Source organism: Vibrio sp. MMG023 (assembly GCF_021654215.1).
Classification (GTDB): domain Bacteria; phylum Pseudomonadota; class Gammaproteobacteria; order Enterobacterales; family Vibrionaceae; genus Vibrio; species Vibrio jasicida.
On sequence record NZ_JAKFZP010000003.1, the window covers coordinates 695,645 to 717,202 of the forward strand.

At 42.4% G+C, this 21,558-nt stretch carries 18 protein-coding genes; 5 read left to right on the forward strand and 13 right to left on the reverse strand.

What is annotated here, in order from left to right; translation table 11 throughout:
* Positions 1-31 precede the first annotated feature (31 nt).
* The 5 genes from L1076_RS12810 to L1076_RS12830 form a co-directional block, all read right to left on the reverse strand.
* Complete coding sequence (locus L1076_RS12810; protein ID WP_038868710.1) at positions 32-886, reverse strand: MurR/RpiR family transcriptional regulator; 855 nt, start codon at positions 884-886, stop codon at positions 32-34.
* Positions 887-1,196: 310 nt separating this feature from the next.
* Complete coding sequence (gene panP, locus L1076_RS12815) at positions 1,197-2,843, reverse strand: pyridoxal-dependent aspartate 1-decarboxylase PanP (RefSeq protein WP_038874619.1); 1,647 nt, start codon at positions 2,841-2,843, stop codon at positions 1,197-1,199.
* 121 nt (positions 2,844-2,964) lie between these two features.
* Entirely contained in the window at positions 2,965-3,477 is a 513-nt protein-coding gene (locus L1076_RS12820) for a hypothetical protein (RefSeq protein WP_005442243.1), read from the reverse strand.
* Positions 3,478-3,685: 208 nt separating this feature from the next.
* The gene (locus tag L1076_RS12825) at positions 3,686-4,591 is read right to left on the reverse strand and encodes a lysine exporter LysO family protein (RefSeq protein ID WP_237303773.1); all 906 of its coding nucleotides are present in this window, start codon (positions 4,589-4,591) and stop codon (positions 3,686-3,688) included.
* Between the two features lie 107 nt (positions 4,592-4,698).
* Positions 4,699-5,619 (reverse strand): HDOD domain-containing protein, encoded by a 921-nt coding sequence (locus L1076_RS12830; protein ID WP_038874621.1) that lies wholly within the window; start codon positions 5,617-5,619, stop codon positions 4,699-4,701.
* A gap of 370 nt (positions 5,620-5,989) precedes the next feature.
* Here L1076_RS12830 and L1076_RS12835 point away from each other — a divergent pair, with 370 nt between their 5' ends.
* Positions 5,990-6,577 (forward strand): TfoX/Sxy family DNA transformation protein, encoded by a 588-nt coding sequence (locus L1076_RS12835; RefSeq protein WP_038868704.1) that lies wholly within the window; start codon positions 5,990-5,992, stop codon positions 6,575-6,577.
* 211 nt (positions 6,578-6,788) lie between these two features.
* Here the strand turns inward: L1076_RS12835 and L1076_RS12840 are convergent, their stop codons facing one another.
* The 3 genes from L1076_RS12840 to L1076_RS12850 form a co-directional block, all read right to left on the reverse strand.
* Positions 6,789-7,337 carry a hypothetical protein gene (locus L1076_RS12840; protein ID WP_038868703.1) on the reverse strand — a complete coding sequence of 183 codons (549 nt, stop codon included), beginning with the start codon at positions 7,335-7,337 and terminating at the stop codon, positions 6,789-6,791.
* Positions 7,338-7,544: 207 nt separating this feature from the next.
* A complete protein-coding gene (locus L1076_RS12845; RefSeq protein ID WP_038868702.1) occupies positions 7,545-8,042 on the reverse strand; it encodes a response regulator in 498 nt (165 codons plus the stop codon).
* On the reverse strand, positions 8,039-9,979 hold the full coding sequence (locus L1076_RS12850; protein WP_045495341.1) for an ATP-binding protein: 1,941 nt from the start codon (positions 9,977-9,979) through the stop codon (positions 8,039-8,041). Before L1076_RS12850 ends, L1076_RS12845 begins: the two co-directional genes overlap by 4 nt.
* A gap of 185 nt (positions 9,980-10,164) precedes the next feature.
* Between L1076_RS12850 and L1076_RS12855 the strand changes: the two genes are divergently transcribed.
* The 4 genes from L1076_RS12855 to L1076_RS12870 all read left to right on the forward strand — a co-directional run bounded on the left by L1076_RS12855 (position 10,165) and on the right by L1076_RS12870 (position 15,945).
* Entirely contained in the window at positions 10,165-11,427 is a 1,263-nt protein-coding gene (locus L1076_RS12855; protein ID WP_237303725.1) for a DUF945 family protein, read from the forward strand.
* Positions 11,428-11,558: 131 nt separating this feature from the next.
* On the forward strand, positions 11,559-12,653 hold the full coding sequence (gene serC / locus L1076_RS12860) for a 3-phosphoserine/phosphohydroxythreonine transaminase (RefSeq protein WP_237303726.1): 1,095 nt from the start codon (positions 11,559-11,561) through the stop codon (positions 12,651-12,653).
* Between the two features lie 164 nt (positions 12,654-12,817).
* Positions 12,818-13,990 (forward strand): extracellular solute-binding protein, encoded by a 1,173-nt coding sequence (locus L1076_RS12865; RefSeq protein WP_038868698.1) that lies wholly within the window; start codon positions 12,818-12,820, stop codon positions 13,988-13,990.
* Positions 13,987-15,945 carry a diguanylate cyclase gene (locus tag L1076_RS12870; protein ID WP_061034873.1) on the forward strand — a complete coding sequence of 653 codons (1,959 nt, stop codon included), beginning with the start codon at positions 13,987-13,989 and terminating at the stop codon, positions 15,943-15,945. The genes L1076_RS12865 and L1076_RS12870 overlap by 4 nt, the downstream gene beginning before the upstream one ends.
* A gap of 91 nt (positions 15,946-16,036) precedes the next feature.
* On the opposite strand, the gene L1076_RS12875 is transcribed toward L1076_RS12870, so the two are convergent.
* The 5 genes from L1076_RS12875 to L1076_RS12895 all read right to left on the reverse strand — a co-directional run bounded on the left by L1076_RS12875 (position 16,037) and on the right by L1076_RS12895 (position 21,527).
* Positions 16,037-16,435: a hypothetical protein gene (locus L1076_RS12875; RefSeq protein WP_237303727.1), complete on the reverse strand. Its 399-nt coding sequence runs from the start codon at positions 16,433-16,435 to the stop codon at positions 16,037-16,039.
* 466 nt (positions 16,436-16,901) lie between these two features.
* Positions 16,902-17,915, reverse strand: a complete 1,014-nt coding sequence (locus tag L1076_RS12880; RefSeq protein WP_038868752.1) for a transcriptional regulator — start codon at positions 17,913-17,915, stop codon at positions 16,902-16,904.
* Between the two features lie 571 nt (positions 17,916-18,486).
* Positions 18,487-19,434 (reverse strand): helix-turn-helix transcriptional regulator, encoded by a 948-nt coding sequence (locus L1076_RS12885; protein WP_039974469.1) that lies wholly within the window; start codon positions 19,432-19,434, stop codon positions 18,487-18,489.
* Between the two features lie 70 nt (positions 19,435-19,504).
* A complete protein-coding gene (locus tag L1076_RS12890) occupies positions 19,505-20,437 on the reverse strand; it encodes a helix-turn-helix transcriptional regulator (protein ID WP_038868694.1) in 933 nt (310 codons plus the stop codon).
* Between the two features lie 169 nt (positions 20,438-20,606).
* Positions 20,607-21,527: a helix-turn-helix transcriptional regulator gene (locus L1076_RS12895; RefSeq protein WP_039974472.1), complete on the reverse strand. Its 921-nt coding sequence runs from the start codon at positions 21,525-21,527 to the stop codon at positions 20,607-20,609.
* Between the last annotated feature and the right edge of the window lie 31 nt (positions 21,528-21,558).

Consider the following 21,558-nt stretch of genomic DNA (forward strand, 5'->3'; position numbering starts at 1 on the left):
GGGAGCAATTAAGCTCCCCTTCGTATCTCTATTAGTACTGACTTAGCTTGTCGTAACGGCTATCTTTTAGCGCGTCTTTTACTCGCTTTAGGTTCTCACGAAACCCAGTACCACGACGAAGCGTAAAGCCCGTTGCAAGTACATCAATGACCGTCATTTGAACCACACGACTCGCCATTGGCATGTATACGTCTGTGTCTTCAGGTACATCTAGCGTGATAGCCAATGAACTCGCTTTCTCTAGTGGTGAGTCTTTTGCTGTGATGGCAATAACCGTCGCGCCGTTCTCACGAGCTAGATTCGCAATCTCAACTTGGCTCTTGGTTCGTCCGGTATGAGAAATCAACACAATTACGTCGTTGTCACTGCAGTTAATGCAGCTCATACGTTGCATTACAATGTCTTCGAAGCAAGTAATTGGGATGTTAAAGCGAATAAATTTGTTTTGTGCATCCCGCGCAACCGCAGAAGAAGCGCCAAGACCAAAGAATGAGATACGCTTTGCCTGAGTAAGAAGATCCACGGCACGATTCACTTGCATCGCGTCAAGGCTATTCTTCGCTACGTCCAAACACGCCATTGTCGATTCAAAAATCTTGTGGGTGTAGGCATCAGGACCGTCGTCTTCTTCAACATTACGGTTTACATAAGGCGTACCATTGGCAAGGCTTTGCGCAAGGTGCAATTTAAAGTCTGGGAAACCTTTGGTATCCAGACGTCGACAGAAACGGTTAACAGTTGGCTCACTCACGTCAGCCATTTTCGCCAACGTTGCAATGCTTGAATGAATTGCAGTTTGTGGAGACGCCATAATTACTTCCGCAACTTTGCGCTCTGACTTACTGAAATTCTCCAGGTTTTTTTGAATTTTTTCTAATGTATTCATAGTGTTCACGAGGGTATAGAGAACAACTCGCTGGCTCTGTTAACGGGTAGAAACACAAAGTTTCTCGGTCGAGAGGGGCGTTAACGAAAACGACCAGCGCCATAAATTCAGTATAAACCCGATCCTTTATCTGGCTAAAATAAATACGGTTACTATTTCGTGAGAATTTGACAAGCCTCAAACAAAATGTTGTAAAAACTACAGAATTGGATGTGGGATCGAAGGTATGTTGCTCTAGTGGCACAATAATGATGTTTGAGTTACACCAAAAAGAAAGAAATTTTCAATTTGATGTAACTCACATTGGCGCTTAAGAATTGAGAATGTCTTCGACAGTTTCTTCAATCTTAGCCATCAAGCTTGGTGCTTGTTGAGCAATTTCACGTTGCTCATCAAGAACAGCATTCAATATGTCGTTCGTAGTTAGAGGGTTCGCCAGCACAACACGAAATACGATGGTATTCATACGTTGCCATTGGTCTGGATTCAGCCTAGTACGAGAGACAAAGGATTTACCAGTTTCGCGTTGGCGCTTCTGAATAAATTGAGTGAGCTGGTTGATCAGTTCGTTCAATTTTTCTTTTTGCGTGCCCTGTGCCTTTTCCAGTGCTGCTCGTAGGTGAGTTGGTAAATAGCGATAGGTCAGTAAACAAAGTTCAGGCTCAGAGACCAGTTCAAAATCTTCTTGTTGCTTGATGAGATCGGCGAAATAGCGCGCTTTTGCAATACTCTGATCGATAAGCAGTTCGTAACCTGGGCGGCTAATGATGTGCATGGCTGCGTAAACTAGCATCGCCATTCCAGAACGAGAGCCTTCAAGCGTATGGCTGCCAAGATCTTTCGAGCCTTTACGCAGTATGTACTGTGCGTGATGCTCGATGGATTTCATTGCATCAGGATCTTTAAACAGAACCATGCCTGCACCCATAGGAATGTACAGTTGTTTGTGCGCGTCAATCGTGACTGAATCAGCAAGCTCAACGCCACCGAGTAGATGACGATGATTGTTCGACATTAGTGTCGCACCACCCCAAGCTGCATCCACGTGGAAGTGGCAATTATGCTGTGCACAAACTTCGGCAATTTGGGCTAGGGGGTCTACGCTACCCGTTTCGGTCGTACCTGCAACACCAACAACAGCGATCGGCTTAATGTTTTGTGCTTCAAGCTCCGTGATTTTTGCCTTGAGGTCATCGACAACAATACGGTTGTTTGCATCTGTCTTGACGGCAACTAAGCCATCTTGGCCTAAACCAAGGACATCGGCGGCTTTCTTAAGTGAATAGTGGCCACGCTCTGATACCAAGATCGCAAGACCTTCGTAGCCATAGTGCTTCATCGCTTTGAAAAGGCCTTCCTTTTCTACACCTTTGAATGCACCATCTGCTTTCAATGCTTTGTTGCGAGCAACCCAAAGCGCAGTAATGTTGGCAATGGTACCGCCAGAACAAAATGCACCTAGAGAATGTTTGGCGCTGTGCATCCACTTACGGTAGAACTTTTCGTCCTGACCGTAGATAAGACTGTGTAGCATGCCTAGCACTTGACGCTCTAGTGGAGTGAAAGCTTTTGAGGTCTCAATCTTCACCAAGTTTTGGTTTAAGGCAATCATGATTTTCGACAGCGGCATTAAAAAATACGGCAGGGCAGAAGTCATGTGACCAATAAAGCTTGGTGCAGAGGTGTGAACCGAGTGAGATACTAAGGTATCTAAAAGGTGCTCGGTATGGTCTGATACAAACTCAGGTTGCTCAGGAATCTGAGCAGAAGAAAAGTCTTTCTCGATTTCACGTAAAGGCTTTTCTTCTGCCACGATGTGTTCACGAAGGAATTGATTTAAGTTTTGGGAAAGACTTTCATCAATTTTCGTCAACGTGGAATCTGGACCTTCAGGAATCGTGAAGATCTTTAACAAGCTCTCGAAGCTAACGTCAGCGGTTTTTTGTTCCTTAACCATAGCAAAGAATCTTTGTAGTTATTTTGGTAATGCGAGCGGCACAATCTAAACCAAAACGGGCGCAAAGTCCCGTTTTAATTATTGAAACCCATGTTGCTGAAATGAAACTTTAGGCGGGGTCTTACTCACACTTCTGCTTTTCAATCTTAGCAATTGATTGATTATACTTGTTAAGCGCAGAATCGATCTGTTTTGGATGGCTTAGCAAGTCAGCAAACGCTGAGCGTAGGTCGTAGTTCTTTGGATGGTTAGCAGATTGACGATCGCTGAAGGTTTTCTTCGCCGCTTCACCTAGGGCATCACTGCGTGTCGCCAGTTGCTTCACATCGTGTTGTTCTAGCTTCAACCATGCTTCAACCGGTTGCTCTGTTGCTACTCGGCTTGGATCGTTTTCTAGAAAATAATGTACTGCTTCACGGTTGAGTTCGAAGTGGTGTTTACGGCCTTCTAAGAACCATTGGCTAACTTCGTTTAAGTCAGGGTATTGAGTCACGGTTAGGTCTACGAGATCTTGATACCACTGTAGGGAAGCATCAATGTAGCCATCGTATTTAGTTGCAAGACATTGCTGATCAGCAGCAAAAGTAAAAGTTGAGCTTGTAGCGAGGAGCGCCGCAACGACAAAGCGTTTCATTATTATTCCTTTTGGTTGTATTCCCTTTGTAACCCCAATAGACATATGCCTTGCCTGTCACTGATTACCGATCCAAGAGTTAAAAATTAAAGGGCTCGATAACAAAGCGGTGAACCAGAAAATTCTCTTCGAATTGAGCATTTTGAGGTTACTTGGGTATTTGAATTTTTGCCGTATTGTAATGGATGTTAATGAATATTCCTGAGATCTAGCTAGCAAGAGACACAAAGAAAAGCATCATAACTGGCACTAATAAGCTCAAGATAAAGCCACTTACAATGGCAACAGGTACACATCGAACACCGCCCGTGGTTTGAATGACGGGTAGGGTAAAGTCCATCGCCGTCGCGCCGGCGTAGCCAATTGCTGTAGATGGATAACTGCGAATAAGTAGTGGAATGGCAATCAACGCGACCAATTCACGCATCAGCTCAATTAAGAAAGAAGCGCCGCCAAAGATAGGCCCAAAGGCGTCACCCATCAAAATGCCAGCCAGTGAATACCAGCCAAAACCAGAAGACATCGCCAAAGCTTGATAAAGAGGAAGCTCCAAAATCATTGCAGCAATTACGCCGCCAAGCATACACGTTGCAATGATCACTGTCGCAATCGCCATACCTTGCTTGTTGAGTAGGATTTGTCTAAGCGTCAAACCACTATTGCGTAGTTGAATGCCGATAAAGAAAAGCAAAAGGAATAAAATCCACTCGCTCGCTGTGTCCACCCAAGACAAACCAATAGGAAGAAACAAGCCAGCAACTAGGCCACCACCCACAACAACGACAAGTTTGATTGACTCTAAAGCCATTGACGAAAGAGGAAGTTTCTTTTGATTCTGATCGGTTTGCAAAGGAAGCAGCTTATCGACCAAAGGTAAAGCGAGTAGGTTGCATACGCTCAGGCAGGCGAAAAATGTGCCAGCGTAAAGAAGAATAGTTTGTAAATTACTACCAAGGTTGTCCAATGCCGCAAGGCTCAAACCCATCAAAGAAAGAATGACGTAAATGAGGTATGAGGTCGACTTGTTGATTTTCTCCAACATCGAAGCTCGAGAAATTGGAATTAAATAGCCCACCACCAATGGGGCGAAGATAAATAGCATCCCTGAGAACATAAAACTCAATGATTCCTTTATGAGGTAAGCAGAATAACTTAGCCACGTATAAACGAATCAAAACACTATTTGAGCTTTAACGTGGCTGGATGTGATGTATCGGGAGATTAAAGGCCGCTGGCACTGAGAACTTCTTTAATTTCACTTTGGAAGTCAGTATCACTCATATTGCTGAGTTCATACAAGACTTCTGCACCAGTTAAATTAAATTCTACTTCGTGTTCTTCAATTCGCTCATCTTGATTACGGAACATGAGTAAATGGTTTGCAATGCGGGCGATATCCAGATAGCTCACTTCTGGACGGGAAGTTTGATATTTTTCGTTTGAAGACACTTCACGGAAATCGTTGTCGAAGCCCCATTTCTCAAGCACGAGTTTACTGGTTGCAGAGCAGCGAGTTTGGAATATTTGCAAAGCAATATCAGAGTCGAGGTAATTCCCTCTATCAAGATACAGGTGGTATTCATTGATAAGGCAGAACAAACCGATATCTGCAAGTAAGCCAACAAGTAAGGCTTTCTCTTGCTCGAGATGCCCATAGGTAGCGGGCTCATGTTTTTTAAACTCTTGAACCACCAATACCATTGCTGCGCCAAGCTCACGGGAGACCGCTGCGCTCTTTACTAAGATGGCATTGCATTCTTTGGTTAAGTTCACCGAGTGCTTTAATTGTTCAATAGCTTGTGCGGTAACGATATCTCTTACCCTCAGGATACCTAAGCGTGAAACCGCGGTCGTGAGATCATTACAGGTGATGTTGCGGCGGTTAAAGATAACAGAGTTAGCGACACGAACAACGACAGCAGCAAGGCCCGGGTCTTCGAGTAGGGCATTAGCAATGTCGGCAATCGTTGTATGTTCTTCAGTACAAAGCTGCTGAATTTTAAGTACGACATCAGGGATGGGAGGAAGGGATATTTTACCGGTAGAAATGGATTGTTCTACCAGTTGAGCGAACTCAGATTCCAATGCTTTTATAAGCTTATCTTTATTATTGGGTAGCCAAAAAAATGATAGATGTTCCATTACGACGCTGTGCTAGAGAGCTTTCGTACAGTGTACCCTCACAGTATGTTAGTAATCAATTAAATACAGGTTTGACTCTCGCAATTGCTGTATTAATCACCATGGCGTTCGGTTTTTGGCAGTGATTGTGTCAAAAAAACATCGCTTTAGGATGGTTAAGTGTGAAACTAATCACGTATGTGGAATTTGTACTTTGGCATATGTGACATAGATCCTAACTTATTTTTCAACGTTAAGTATGATTAAGGCAGTTGGTGAGCGCAATTCACAAAAATATCGCCAACATATCGACATTTTATAATTCGCACTAAGCTGCTGTTCATCTGGTGACATCGCTAATCGGGGTAATTTATTCAGATTAAAGAGGTCAATGGACATGACAGACCAAGCTTTTTTTAACTATGTAAGCAATTTTAGTGAGTATCAGAAACGTTCAATGTTCGGCGGCATTGGTTTATTTAGCAATGACGCTATGTTTGCTCTTGTAAGTAACGACTGTTGCTACTTGCGCGGCGGAGACGAACTCGACGCAGAATTTACTCAACTTAACTGTGAAAAATATAAGCACGTCAAAAAACAAACGACGGCAACAGTTAACTACTATGACGTAACAGACTTATTCGATGCTGGCTTTGCTGGTCTTGATACGTTGTTACAAAAATCTATAGATTGTTCAATTAAGGAACGTAAATACCAAAAGTCCTCAGCCAGTAGACGCCTACGTGATCTGCCAAACATGCAACTGACGTTAGAACGTATGGTGAAAAAAGCAGGAATCGATGACGTAGAGACGTTTTTGGAACTTGGCCCAGTGGAAGTATTCAATAAAGTAAGAGTTGCGTACGGCAGTGATGTCGACGTGAAGCTTTTATGGAAATTTGCTGGTGCAATTGACGGCGTTCATTGGAAACTTATCCAAGAGCCACGTAAAAAGCAGCTACTGGCAATGTGTGAGTAAGCTTATTTAGTTTCACGATGATTGACTCGTCTTAGATGAAGTCAGCGAGTCATAAAAGTGAGCGTTGAAAGCGACAAAAGGAAGTTGGATGCTTTTAGCCACTTCATTCGAGTTAGTCATTGCAACGAATCAATAATTAAGAACAAAAAAACCGAGGTGAGTACCTCGGTTTTTGTTTTTCGGCTTCAGTTAGATTTCAATCAACTTGAGATTAGAACTTGAAGCGAGTGGTGAACATCACTTGATCACCATAGAAATCATTAATACGCGCTTCTGCACCCAGAGAGAATAGCTCTGTAGAGTGGAAACGAGCGTAAACAGAACCAATCCAATCGTCATCGTTATCGATAGACACGTAGCCAGCTTTACCACCCACTTCTAGTTGAGGACCAAGCCATTGGCGAACGCCAAGGTTAAGTTCCATACCAACATCAGTACTGCTTGAGTTTGAAGGCTGTACAACACGCATTAGCATTGCACCTGTTAGATCAGCCCAGTTGTTTAGTGGCGAGTGGAAACCAAAACCCGCTGCTGAATCGAAATCACCATCGAATTCAGAGTCGATGCGAGCAATGATGTGCGCATTTGGGTGAATTGATTTGCTGAAACCAGCACCGAATGTTACTGGGCTTGCACCGATACGAGCTTCCATGTAGTCGTAGCTAAAGTTGCTCATTGTTGCTGGAGCGTTGTAATCGTTCGCAGCTAGAGCTTGGCTAGATGCCAACAAAAGGGCAGCGGCTAATAGTGTTTTACGCATAACTAACGATAAACCTTGTCTTATAGTTCCATGGATCCAAGTAACCACTTGAACCGTAATCTGATTTGTTCGACATCATAATAAAAACGAAGGTCTACGACCAACAAAAATGTGTCGATGTTTTGTCAATTGACTCAATTGTGCCAACTTAACAGCAAAAAACGCGCCAGATTCTCTTTATCTGTCCGCGTTTTCTATCGGGAGCGGTTATTCACCAAAGCTACTGCGTCGTTTTGCCATAGCGTTCAAAATGGCTTCGGAATCTAGAATTGCAGTCCATGATAAAAGGTTATCGTCGTTTTCTATCATGAAAGCAGTCAGTTGCGACACAAGCGCCTCTCGAAGCGCTTCGCCTTTCCAAGGCTTTGCGATGTAGTAGTCTAAACTGGCGTGGTTCACCGCTTCTACGGTATCTTCTAGCCCGGCTTGTCCTGTGAGCAGAATTTTACGTGCAGATCGAGTGTCGCTATTTTGACTCAACTCAATCAAAAAGCTGATGCCAGTTTGTTCTGGCATAATATGGTCGCAAAGAATGAGAGCCAAACGAACGCCTTCGTCGGTCATTTCCTCTATCACCTGTTTCGCTTCTGTGACAGACTCTGCACCCTCGACAACAAAGTTATCTTCAAAGGGCATGAGATCTTGAAGGACACTATCCAAGACTTCTCTTTCGTCATCCACGCACAAAATCAGATATTTCGTCATGTTTCATCTCCTTCTGATGTGATAGGTAGCCAAACTTTCATGCAGGTGAAATGGTTCAACTCTGAATCCACTTCAATCCAACCATTGTGGCTTGCCACGATTTGCTGGCAAATTGAAAGCCCGATACCTAAGCCAAAGTTACCTTCTTTCTTTGTTGTAAAGTTAAGTTCGAAAATAGCTTTCTTCTGTTGTTCAGGGATGCCGCATCCGTTGTCTTTAAACGAAATTACAGCATAAGGTTGATGGTTTTTTTCGATTAGTTGCGACTGAATGCTGAGTCTCCCTTTTTCTGGGAATGCGTCAATTGCGTTGGAAATGAGGTTTGTCCACACTTGTTGTAACGCGATAGGCTGACACAACGTGTTGGGTAAGCTCGCATAATCTGTCGTGACCTGATGCAATTTGAGGCGATTCTCGAAGATGACCAATGTATCTTCTATGCCTTCATGAAGGTCAGCATAGTGTAGTGTTTCATCATCTGAACGAGCGTAACCTTTTAAGCTCTTAACCATGTCGGCAATACGGGCGGCGCAGACGTTAATCGAGCGAAGTGATGCGCCTACTTGGTGATATTGCTCTAACGTTCCCAATGAGCGCAGTGACGCCGGTTCTTGGCGATTGAGTTTGTCGATGAAGGCCAAGTCTGATTCTAATCCTAGATTGACCACTTTTTTCCCTAAAGCGCGGTCGGGTAGGTAATGGTTGAGTTGTTTCACTCGTTCCCTAAGTTCTGCTGTTGAGGCCGGCTTGGCTTTTTGGGCATGAATGAGCAGTTCTACGCCTTTTTCTTGAATGTCGTCGGTTGGGAGTTTGGTGAGTAAGTCTTCTAGCGTATGGGTTAGATTTTCGACGCCACGCAATATCGCAGCGATTGGGTTATTGAGCTCGTGCGCTACGCCTGCGACTAATTGGCCGAGCATGGCCATCTTCTCACGTTCAATTAATTGTTGATGAGCAGACTCTAATGATTCTAAGGTTTTTTGTAGCTTCAACTTGGTATTGATACTGCGTTGTAATCGGCGGTTAAAGTGGCGAAGGAGCAAATTAGTAAACAGTGGTAGCAAATTAGAATCACTCTGCATCACCTTACGGAACACTTTTCTGTCCAGTTTTATGACTTCTGTTTTGGTCAGTGTTAACGCTGTCGAGAAGGAGCTTTCTCCAGTAACAAACGACATGCCACCTACGATGTTGCCTTTTGAGTGACGAACGACCTCACGTTGCATGCCAAGTTCGTCTCGCTTATAAAGCGCAACCTCGCCACTGGTGATAAACCATAGAAAGCTGTTTGGCTCTCCCTCTACCGTTAGTAAGTGTTCGGGTGAGTAGGTTCGGCATGCTTCGCTATCGTCATCTTGGGTGAAAAAATATTGCAACGCGCTAATCACTTGCTCTGCCAATTCACTATCAGAGAGGGCATGGTAATCATTCAAAAAGCCCGCCTGATAGTTACTCATTTGGTTTTCAATATGCGCACGTAACAACTTGTGCTGATCGAGAATTTGGCTATAGCTGAGCAAATCTTCTTTGTCGTGACGAAGGATAAATTGAGTCAATTCTTTTTGGGCAGTATTGAAAAGAACTTTATCGGGTAGAGGTTTGGTCAAGCAGTGGTCGAGACGCCCTTCGTTTACCGCCGTTAAAATAGCTTCGATATCGGATGAACAACTGATCAGTATTCTCCGAGCGTTTTGCGTGTGAGGTTTTCGGTCTAGACCAATAAGAAAATCAACACCATTAAAGTGTGCGTGGTGACTCGCGATGACTAGAGCGACGGTTTGCTCTCTTTCTTCTAGGTATTCGAGTGCGCTCTGCGCTTCTTCTATGGATTCGACAGAGAGAATATCAAATTTGCTTGAAAAGGCGGACAACTCCAATCGAAATTGCTCAGCGCTGATAGGATTATTGTCGAGGCACAATACAGCGTAACGGTTCACAGGTGTTTGAGCTCCGGTTAAAACTTGGCACAAACAACATATCAATTAAACACCGCAATGGTTGAGAGCTGAGTATTGTTCTTGATTAATGAACTAAAATAACCATCAATAGTCTGATTTAACTCAATGTTTTATCCGCTTAGGGTTTGGGTTAGACTGAGCACAAATACTCAATAAGTGATGTTATGGAAAATCTTAAAAAAATAGGTGCCATCGGTGGTGCCATTTCTCTTGCGCTTTGTTGGCCACTTGCGGTTGGGCAGATTGGTCAAACCATCATTGAAGATGGTATTGCAAACATGAATGATGACATGGTGAAGGGCGAGATCGTGGAATACGACCGCGGTTACCTTTCTTCGGTTGTCCTTACTCGTTACACCGTGGTTGACCCAGATATCAAAACTCAACTTGAGCGTGATGGTTTGCCAACAACTTTCGATGTTACGAGTGACTTATCTCACGGTTTAACCAGCCTTACGGCGGACTCTAAGCTGGTGGACGCTGATTTCCTACCACTTACGATGCACAGTAAAACCCAACTAAACGGTAATACTGCCTTTACCTTAGATTTGGATAGCTGGAACTATCAAAACGATGCTCAAGGAATGTCATTATCGACGAGCCCATTACAAATCACTGGTGACGTGACGGTGCTTGGTGATCTGAACTATCAAGTTTCAGTGCCTTCAGTACAAGTGGATTTTGAAAACGGCGAAGAAATTCATTTAACCGAACTGACTGGTCAAGGGAAAGGTAAGCAAGCAAAGGGGTACTGGTTAGGCGAACAAACGTTCTCATTGCAGAAGCTGGATGTCGTTGATGCGCAACTTGCTCCGATGTTTATGATTGAGAACGCGACATACAACGGTAACACTTCTCTGAATGAAACTGGCGACAAACTCAACAGTAAATTGAACCTAGAAGCCAACCAACTACGTTTGACGGATGGGACAGATGTCGACAACTTTAAGTTGGACTTTTTAATCGCCGATGTTGACAGCCAATCGTTTGATCAGATTATGTCTATCTATCAAAACTCGCCAATGCTAGATGAGCAAGAAATCCAAACGTTACTTCCTCACATTGATACGTTGTTTAGCAAGGGCTTTAAATTGTCAGTGAATGAGCTTTCTCTTGCGTTTGGTGAAGGTAAATTCCGTAACGAGTGGCAACTGTCTGTACCAGAAGGAACGGATAATATCACTCAAGACCCAATGAAGTTAATGACGGCAACAAGTGGTTCGCTAAGCACTTATTTCTCTGATGAGCTTGTGGATCTTTACCCATTCATCCAAGAAAGCGTGGATGAGCTGATGGTGATGGAACTTATCGAGAAAAAAGACAACGGCTACCAATTGAAAGCACAAATTTCTGATGGGAAACTGAAGTTCGAAAATGGACAAGAGTTTCCTTTAATCGCTTTGCTTATGCCTGCATTGATGCAATAGGCAAGTTTACAACGTAAGTTTTTAGCTTTTTCAGATTAAAAAGAGGTCGTAAGACCTCTTTTGTTGTTTTTATCCCCACGAAAACATGATATTAATTTCGTCATACTTACTTAGCAGGAGCAATGAGCATCATGGAACAAAATACGGACAACGTATTTAACTTCAGTGCAGGGCCAGCAGGTCTGCCAAAAGCAGTCATGCAGCAAGCACAAAAGGAGCTAATTAATTGGCAAGATCTTGGAACTTCAGTGATGGAAATCAGTCACCGTAGTAAAGAGTTCATCAAGGTTGCGGAAGAAGCAGAGCAAGACCTTCGTGATCTTCTTAATATCCCAAGTAACTACAAAGTACTATTTTGCCAAGGTGGTGCTCGTGCTCAGTTTGCCGCTGTTCCGCTTAATCTATTAGGTAATGCAGAAACTGCGACTTACATCGATGGTGGCTACTGGGCTGAAAGTGCAGTGGCAGAAGCCAAAAAATATTGTGAACCAGATGTTTTCAACGCGAAGACAGTGATTGATGGTAAAACGGCCGTACTACCTGCAACAGAGTGGAAAATTGCCCCTGACGCAGCGTACGTGCATTTCTGTCCCAACGAGACCATTGATGGTATTGAAATTAATGATCTACCAGTGACCGACAAACCGATTGTTGCGGATATGTCTTCAACGATTCTCTCGCGAGAAATTGACGTATCGAAATACGGTGTGATTTATGCAGGCGCGCAAAAGAATATCGGCCCATCAGGAATCGCGATTGCTATTGTTCGTGATGATCTGCTTGGTCTAGCGAAAGAAGTACTACCAAGCATTTTGGACTACAAAGTTCTGGCAGAAAAAGAGTCTATGTTCAACACACCCCCAACGTTTGCTTGGTATTTATCTGGTCTAGTTTTCAAATGGCTAAAAGCGCAGGGTGGTGTTAAAGCTATTGAACAAGTGAACCGTGAGAAAGCGGCGCTGCTTTATGATTATATCGACCAGTCTGATTTTTACCGTAACGGTGTGCATCCAGAGAACCGCTCTTTAATGAACGTCCCATTCCAACTGGCAAAGCCAGAGTTAGACGGAACATTCCTTGAATTAGCGGACGCTAAAGGTCTAAAAGCACTAAAAGGGCACCGCGCGGTTGGCGGTATGCGTGCTTCAATTTATAACGCAATGCCGTTAGAAGGTGTGCAAGCGTTGGTCGACTTTATGCGCAACTTTGAGCAAGAGTATGCTTAATCCAGACCTGTGATATAATCCTCCAAAGCGTCGCAATAGCGGCGCTTTTTACTTTCTACAAGATCGTTTTCTAATGGAATCATTCGCACAGAACCATTGGACGGTTTTGAATAACCAACATTGGTTCGCTATCTTTGTAACACCATCTATTTTCGAGAATTCTAGTGAGAAACCTCTGCTTAACCTTACTGCTTTGCTTCTCTAACCTGACTGTTGCTCAGGAGATCCAAGTATGGAGCGGCATTGAATATTCAACGGTTGCTGAAATCAACGAACGTTTTGAAGAGCAAACAGGAAACACATTGGCGATCAGAGAGTTTGATGTAAACAACATCCGCTCTGAATTGTTATTGGCCAAGCAAACTGGCATTACCGTACCGGATGTCATTTGGGTGCCGTCAGACTTCCTTGGGCTGCATGACTACTTTGACTTGGCTAAGATTCCTAGCAGTTGGATAGAAGAAAAGAGCATTGAGCCCAAAGCTCTGGAATTGGTAACGGTAGATAATGCCATTTATGGTGTGCCTTTAGGTTTGGGTAACCACCTTGTGTTGTACGTAAACACTAAATTGACCCAAGAGCTCCAACCTACGTGGGAAAAATTGTTGGAAGAGGCTAAGAAGGGGCAATCCTCACTCGCGATGCAATATCCAAACATGTACTTTTTAATGTCGTTTGTACCTATGTTTTCTGAGCATCGCTCAAAACCGGTGACCGATATTGATGTTGGTGCGTTAGCGGCGGCGCTTAGATTTTATGGTGAGTTGCCCCAAGAAGGAGTTGTCAAAGATAACTACTCTCAAGAGCAAGCTCGCCAGCAGTTTATTGAAGGGGAAGTTGCCTATCTTATCGATGGTGATTGGGCTCTGGGCGAGCTAAAACAACATTTTTCTAAAGAACTGAAAATCAGCAGTTTGCCTACTTACAACAATCATCACATGCATTCTTTAAGTGGTGGTAAAGTGTTGGCGTTTAACGAGGAGGCGATGGCCAACCCTGCCAAGCAGAAAGCCATGCGAACCTTGGCGATGATTGTACAAAAACCAGAGTTTATTGAAGATGTGATCATCAACCAAAACTTGATTTCTACTAATCGTTCTATCAATCGCAAGTGGTATGACTCTGACACCACCTATTATAGTGACTTGTATGAAGAGCTAACCCCCGCTTATGCTATGCCGAGTACGGTGGAAATGGCGGTCACATGGGAGGCATTGATTCGTGGCTACAAGCGTTTTAAAGCTGGAATGCCAGCAGAAAGCGCCGCTGAGTTTGTGGTTGAATTTATCCAAAAGCATTCCGAGCATATCCATAAAAGCAGGAAGTCTTCATCATGATCAGTTTGCGTAATATCTTAACGTTGATCGTGGTGCTCGGATCGTTGTTACCTGCTTATTGGGTAGGTACTAGCATGATTGATAAACACCAAGCAGATTTGTTAGTGCAAAAAGAAATCAAGCTAGAGAATACCAATCAAGGTATTCAGAAAACCGTCAAAGAAGACCTTACCTTCATTGCCAATTTAACGCGTTGGTACTCGAAAGATCGCCTGTTAGTTCAGGGGATGGATAACGTTCTTTACTCGAGCATCATTTGGCAAATGATTGAAACCTTTGAAGAGTTGGCGACCAACGTCAGTACTACGTACATCATAGACAAAAACTGGCAGCCGATGTATGAGAGCAACGGGTCAGTTTACCATCTGGAAAACAGTAAGTTATTAGAAAAAATACGCGCAGCAGATGCGGTATACAAACAAGGGAAAATGTTTCATACCACCTATTTTGATGAAGGCTTGGTACTCAAAGGTGGTCAAAGTGGTCTTGTTTTTGTGAGTCCATTGCTGCCATATACTTTGCTGCCTGATTCCGAATATGAACCCCAAGGTTATCTTGTTGTACTAGTGTCGTATCAGGACTTGATTCAGATATCGCAACCGTTCCTTTACGCACAAGAAAGTGTCAACTTTCATTATGGCTCTGTCAGTCAAACGAAGGGTGATGCCTCTCGACATCTAACCAATATTGAAGTGCTGAACAACAACTTTGTTGAACCATTAGAAGTTTCGATGATTCACTCTGTGTCTAACGTGGCACGTAATCAGGAGTTGATGCAGTCTAAGCAACAGCTACTCAATATCATAATCGCAACCTTAGTGGTGACGTTATGTATCGCCGTGGTCGCGAGTCGCTGGCTTACGCGTCCAATTCGAGAGATGGAAATCGTCGTACGCAGTTTTAAAAACAACACTCGCCCAGACTTACGACCAAAACGTTTTCAATTTAAAGAGTTCCGCCAACTGATGAACTTGTTAGATTCGTTGTGGTTACAATTGACCAACCACATGGATGAATTGGAGATTCGTAACCAAGATTTACGGAAAGCTAACCAGCAAGTGCAGGACACCAATGCTCAGCTCGCCAATTTTAACCAAGAGTTGGAGCTCCGAGTTGAAGAGCAAACGGCGGAGTTGCGTGTCAACTTAACGCGAGAAGAAGCCCACCAAGAGAAGTTAATGACTTTAATTAACTTTACCACGAGTCATGCAGGTATTGGTTATCATGCTATTCCAGGAGTGATTAACTCTGGGTTGAATCGTCTGATAACAAGTTCAGATATGCGGTTTAGTTTTAGCCATCCAAAGGGAGGGCAGATCAAAACGATGCGCTCATCCACAGGAACCGTACTTGGTTATTTCGATTATGGTCAGTATGAGATGAATGAAGAAGAACGCATTCTGATCGAACTATTCAAAAAGCAGCTCTACTCTTGGTTGGAACTAGAAGATTTTGCTCGTCGAGACAAGCTTTCACGTTGTCTAAATAGAAAAGCATTCGATGAAGATTATGAGTTCGCTTGCCAGTCGTTGGTAAACGGGCGATGGAAGTCAATAGCGATTATTATCATCGACATTAACGGATTAAAAATGTTGAACGATAACTATGGTCACGACCGTGGTGATTTGTTAATCGCAAAATCAACACAATTGATTAAGTCCGTACTAAAAGAGGAATTCATGCTTTACCGAATCGGTGGTGATGAATTTGCGGTGATTGCGAAAAATATTGATAGCACGGCGCTTGATGCACTAACCCTCTCTCTGGAAGTTGCGCAAGAAGACAAGTGGATAGAACTCTCAGAACATAAGCGTCACCCAGTTAAGTTCTCAGTTGGTGGGGCATCAAGCGAGGGGACCTCTCTTGATAACTTGTTCTCCATGGCAGATGAAGCCATGTATGAGCGTAAGAGAGCGTTCTATGAGAGCACAGAAGACGATTCAAGAAAGACGTAGTTTCGATATACGATGAATACATAAGAAAGCCCTCACTCCTTATAGGGGGGGAGGGCTTTCTTTTTCGCCTGTTATTAATGAGGCTGCCTTGTCACTTTAAGTGAAGCGTCAAAGGTTTTGCTACTGCGATAGACTGAATAGGGGAAGCATCATCTAATGGGTAAGAGATACTTGAGCTGATAATACCTGCATTGTACAAGCAATAAACAATGTCTAGTTTGATATTATTCTGCTCCAATTCAATTCCTGTAAATACGGTACCGCAATCGGCGATCTCAGTTAAGTTCAAGGCTTTTTGCAGAGATATTTTAAGTAGGCGATCTTCAGAGTCGTAGCTAAATGATCTGACCGCAAAGTCATCAATGTCGATGACTGATTGATTGTCGTCATCGGTATCGAGGAAAATCGGGTTTACTTTATCCCTGTATCGAATTGATAGCGAATCTTTTTCATGCTTTTCACCTGTGAACAAGTCTGTTTCGCGCGTCAAAGATTGATCATAGTGATTGTATTCTGACTTTGGATAGCATCTATGAAATGAAAAAACCTTAAATTGCTAAGTAGTTTTATTTTCATGCACTTACGTGAAAATAATTTAATAAACAAAGATACTATTTGTGCTTTTCACTTGTTTGTAAGAATGATTGAACTGATACGTTATAGTAAGTTCCCTAATCAACCTTAAGCATATTAATGAATGCTAAAATGGTATTTGCCTATAAATTTGTTTCAATCACAAATATGATGACGACAAATAATGATATCAACGAACGCGGCGCGAGAAGTAAGTTGCAGCAAAAAGGCAAGAATAGAAACTTTATCGAGCGTAAAGGCTAGTGAATTTTCAAGATCGTTGCTATTCGGAGGAAGGCCAATAACGACGAAGCAAAACGTTGTCGACATTGACCTTAACGTGGCGAAAAATTGATGAGCTGTTTGTTATTCGATGTTTATTATCAGCAAATGCAATGTGGGTGCTCTAGACATGTGTCGCATTCGCGCTCCGTACAGACACCACAGCAAGTTAATAAGTAAAGAAACTCCGGTTGAGTAAATAGCTCACTGGTTTCGATGTACATGACAGCACGCGTATAGCGTTTTGAACCAACTTTAATTGCGCCAACAGGATTTTCACTTTCATAGGCTGCAACGCTAAATCCCATTTTTAACATGACATCCACAGAGCTCTTTAAGGTCACGCTCGCATAGTAGTGATGAATATGCGCATTTTGAGCGAGGAAAGTAAACTCAGTGTGCAATTGCCTGCGAAATACTCGTTCGCTTTTCGAATGTTGGCTAATCGCGTAGTAGGAATATGTACCTTTGTCTTTCAATGGTTTCGTTAATCTCAGATCGATGGTATCGATGGGAAGACGATTTCGCTTTGTCCTATCAATTTCGTTTTCTAACGTTGGGTCGCTAAAAAACATACCAATGTTATGACCAACCAGTTTACCTCTTGATAAGTACTTATAAGCGATCGCGCGGCCATCCTTTTGATATTCGACCAGATCGATTGAAGAGAGGTTGTGTTTGATATTGAGCGACTTTAATTGGTCGTGAAAGTTGTTCAAACTATGAATAAAGTCTTGCTCATTATTTTGACTCAGCTCCTCCTCTTCGATGTACTCGTGCTCGACTTGGCGTACACTGTTGTAATCAATGCCAGATATGATTGACATCGCATCCTGATACCGTTGCTTTAGCGACAGCTCGAATTGCTCGACATCTTCTTTTAGCGATAAATCTAGCCCTAGGCTACATAAGTACGGCAGCAAATTATTCTCGAATGCACGAAGCACTCTTACTCGTCGACTAAGGCTTGGTTGAGTGATGCCTCTTTCCCATCTACTGAAGGTGACGCAATCTATATTTGCTAAATCACCACCTAATAGATTTAGCCTAATCGATGCTTGCTCCTGAGTTAACCCTAACGCGGTTCTTATTGATTTTAGATAACTCCCGAACACCTTACTTTCTCCCATATATCTAAAACATGTCCATAGCTAATTGTTATTCTTCGTTTAAGTTATGTGCATGACATTCCTCTACCGAATAGTTTTAAGGTCATAAACGATATTCGGTTTGCGACCTTCCTTCTAAAATTGATACGGCTGATAGGAGGTTGAAAATGCATTAATATTCATGTCGTATTTATTCATAAATATCATAAGAATCGTATTATGTTTGATATTAAATTGAGAAGGCATTTGTGCTATTGAGCAATGAATAGATGCCTAGTTCTCGCATTTTTTGTCTTAATTTTGGGATGGATAGCCCTGAAATTACAGCATTTTTGAGAATTTAGAGTAAAACTTGATGATGTATTTACAATTATACGTGCTGTAAATTATTTCTTGGTCTTATCTTAAAAGTGAGAAATGTTCATATCAGATAACATATTTCATATGGGTATATTAGATATTTATTTAAGGTTATTTGCCGAACTTAGCCTTATTCGGCTGCCAGTAGAGTCATTATTCTAAATTAATGGCGGCGATGAATCGTCCGACATTAATTTAGAGAGTCTTTATGTTTTGGTTAACAACGTTTGCTATGACGTTGATGTTGGTGAAGTAGGTATATCATTGAAGATTGTGCTAACAATATCGATGTATCTATTTTAAGTAAGCATTTGCGATAGGCCGTTTTACCTATCGTTACTGAACCTGATTTATCAGGGCTATCATAGGCCACTTTTTCGGCCCCTAAGCTGACAAGGTATTCCGAGAACTGATTATCAAACGAGTAATAGTAGAGGCTGGTAATGTTGGATCTTGCAGCAAGATAATCCACTAAGGTTGGGTGAAGCATCATAAAGACTTGCTGGTTTGCGGCGTATCGACTCAGGCAGCAAAGTGCGAGTTCTCTATTTTCAGTATAAGGTTTCGCTAAACTAAACGGTAATGTATGTTCCGGTCTAGTAAAGAGTGATTCGAGATCTTCTATTTTGAATAAAAAAGAGATGGAGTGCCCTCTGACTTTATGGCTTTCTTCATCTAGGTAAACGTTGGCGATAACTTTATCTTCTTTATGAAAGCTCAATAAGTCTAAGTCAATCAAACCAGGGTAGTGTGCATCGGCATTGATAAAGAAGTTCTTCAATCGGCTGGCATGATCTGCGGTTTCATTCGAGAACATCGATTCTTCAATGATTTTAGTGTCTTTCTGAGGTTTCAATTCTTCGTATTCAGAAGACATTAGTAGCGCACGTTGCGAGTGAAAACGATCATAGAGAATATCATCTAATATCGTTCCTTCTGATGGGGCTTCTATTGTCAGCAAATACGGCTTGAGATCCAAAGTCAGTTGTCGTAGCACTTTGATTGCTTTTACCGAGTTTGGGGTTGTGGCGTTTCTTTCCCAGCGGCTAATGGTGACAGAGTCAACCGAGGTGAATTCTGGGCTAGATAGATTTAGTTTTGTGGCAAGTTCCCTTTGCGTTAATCCATGTTGAATTCTCAACTGCTTTAGATAATCTCCAAACATAAACTTACCTTGTTTTTATTATTGAAATGAACCAACTAACAATTGCTCGTTACATTATGGTCGTTGAACATTAAGCATAGTGGTTTTTCAGAAGCAGTAATAATTCTGGCCTTGTTAGCCATACCGCACTATCTAATTTGAGCAAGCAACGCATGTATTTTTCATGGCCGATTTTAACGATGCCATGCTTATTGGGTGTGTCGAACGCGACCTTTTCGGCCCCAATGTTGATCATGTAATCGGCTGTTAGCTTATCGACTGCGTAGTAATAAAGATCATGAACATTTGCGTGTCTCGCAAGGTAATCGATCCCTGTTTGATGATCGATCCAGAAGGTGGGCTCATCAGAGCAAAAGTGGGTGAGTGTGCAAATCGCCATTTTTTTGTTTTGAGAATAAGCTTTCGTTTTCTTTATCGGGATTTTCAAGAAAGGGGAGCAAAAGTAATCATTGAGATCTTCTGCATGAAAGAAGAAAGAGAGAGAGTGCCCAAGTAGCTTACCCGAATCTTCATTAATGTATTTTTTCCCGTAGATTTTGTGTTCTATCTGATGTTGGTATAGGTCTAAGTCGAATAGTGCTTCGTTTTCAATACCGATGCTGTTGAGAAAGTTCTTCAATCCCTCTTCATATTTCTCTGAACGCGATTCAAATAAGGGGAGCTCTTTTACGTCATCTTCTGCAGTTTCTTTTGATGACTGATAAGAGGAACCCATTAACACATCCCAAGGAGAACGGTATCGATCTTTCAAATAGTTGTTGATTTGGGTCCTGTTTTCTTCAACCTCCAATGAAAGTAAGTACGGACGAAGATCATTGGTCAGTGAGCGTAAGACTTTGACTGCTCTAATCGGGTTAGGTGCTGTGCTATTACGCTCCCAGCGACTCACTGTGACAGAGTCAATAGATACAAATTCTGAGTCGATCAAATTTAGTTTTACCGCAAGCTCCTTTTGCGTAAGGCCCGCCTCGACCCTAAGTTGCTTCAGGTAATCCCCAAACATATAAACCTCATAATAAATTGAATATTATTAAATTCTTACCGGAGTCTACATAAATTGTAGTTGTTATTTTAATGTTAGGTAGTGTTACCGTTAACCATGTCAATAATATGTCTGAGTTTGGTTATATCCTTTCATACTCCGGTTTTTAAAAGGATATCGCAGCGTCTTGCTATGCGTTTTGTAACAGAGAGATGACTTCTGGACGAGATAGCCAATTGGCACTGTCCACTCGATATAAACAACGTTTGAATGACTGATTTCCAATTTTGACGATGCCATCTTCATCTGGTGTATCGAATGCAACCTTTTCCGCATTTAAACTTTCCATATAATTCACCGACCATTGGTCAATCGCGTAAAAGTAGATGTCATGTATATTGGCATGAGTGGCGACAAATCTCGCCCCTGATGCATTGTTTTCCCAAAACACGGCTTCGTTGGATGAATAACGAGATACCGTGCACATGGCCATGACTCTATTTGAAGAATAACTGCGAGATTGTTGAACTGGTAGTGGAAAATAAGGGGACGAAAAGTATTGCCTTAGCTCGTTGGCATCGAGTAAAAAAGCAATTCTGTGTCCTAATATTTCCTTCGTATTTTTGTCGATGAATTTTCGGGCAAACAATTTTTTGTCTAATTGGTATTGATATAAATCAACATCAAAAAGTGCCTTATTGTCGAGGTCAATATTGCTAAAAAAGTGTTTGAGATTCGCTAAGTAAACGTCTTGATCGCTTTCTAGTAATGGGCATTCTAAGACTTCTCCTGCCGGAGTTGGTACGTCGTAAGACGACGCCATTAAGGTCGCCCATGGCGATTTAAAACGATACTCTGCTATTTCAGCAAGCAGGTTTTTATCTACTTTCGCTGGCAACTGACGCAAAAAAGGCATCAAGTTTGTCGTTAGCACTCTTAAAATCTTTATCGCTTTAATAACCGTGGGGGCGGTCGTTCCTCTTTCCCATCGACTGATAGTCACTGGGTCGATGGAGGCAAACTCGGCGCTTGCAAGGTTAAGCTTAGTGGCAAGCTCTTTTTGTGTTAATCCAATCTCTTCCCGCACTTGCTTTAAATAGCCGCCAAACATCAAATACCTCTCTCATTCTGTTTTTATATTA

Coding starts and splice junctions, on each gene's coding strand:
- L1076_RS12810 (WP_038868710.1), bottom strand. CDS start 886: ATGAATACATTAGAAAAAATTCAAAAAAACCTGGAGAATTTCAGTAAG.
- panP (WP_038874619.1), bottom strand. CDS start 2,843: ATGGTTAAGGAACAAAAAACCGCTGACGTTAGCTTCGAGAGCTTGTTA.
- L1076_RS12820 (WP_005442243.1), bottom strand. CDS start 3,477: ATGAAACGCTTTGTCGTTGCGGCGCTCCTCGCTACAAGCTCAACTTTT.
- L1076_RS12825 (WP_237303773.1), bottom strand. CDS start 4,591: ATGTTCTCAGGGATGCTATTTATCTTCGCCCCATTGGTGGTGGGCTAT.
- L1076_RS12830 (WP_038874621.1), bottom strand. CDS start 5,619: ATGGAACATCTATCATTTTTTTGGCTACCCAATAATAAAGATAAGCTT.
- L1076_RS12835 (WP_038868704.1), top strand. CDS start 5,990: ATGGACATGACAGACCAAGCTTTTTTTAACTATGTAAGCAATTTTAGT.
- L1076_RS12840 (WP_038868703.1), bottom strand. CDS start 7,337: ATGCGTAAAACACTATTAGCCGCTGCCCTTTTGTTGGCATCTAGCCAA.
- L1076_RS12845 (WP_038868702.1), bottom strand. CDS start 8,042: ATGACGAAATATCTGATTTTGTGCGTGGATGACGAAAGAGAAGTCTTG.
- L1076_RS12855 (WP_237303725.1), top strand. CDS start 10,165: ATGGAAAATCTTAAAAAAATAGGTGCCATCGGTGGTGCCATTTCTCTT.
- serC (WP_237303726.1), top strand. CDS start 11,559: ATGGAACAAAATACGGACAACGTATTTAACTTCAGTGCAGGGCCAGCA.
- L1076_RS12870 (WP_061034873.1), top strand. CDS start 13,987: ATGATCAGTTTGCGTAATATCTTAACGTTGATCGTGGTGCTCGGATCG.
- L1076_RS12885 (WP_039974469.1), bottom strand. CDS start 19,434: ATGTTTGGAGATTATCTAAAGCAGTTGAGAATTCAACATGGATTAACG.
- L1076_RS12890 (WP_038868694.1), bottom strand. CDS start 20,437: ATGTTTGGGGATTACCTGAAGCAACTTAGGGTCGAGGCGGGCCTTACG.
- L1076_RS12895 (WP_039974472.1), bottom strand. CDS start 21,527: ATGTTTGGCGGCTATTTAAAGCAAGTGCGGGAAGAGATTGGATTAACA.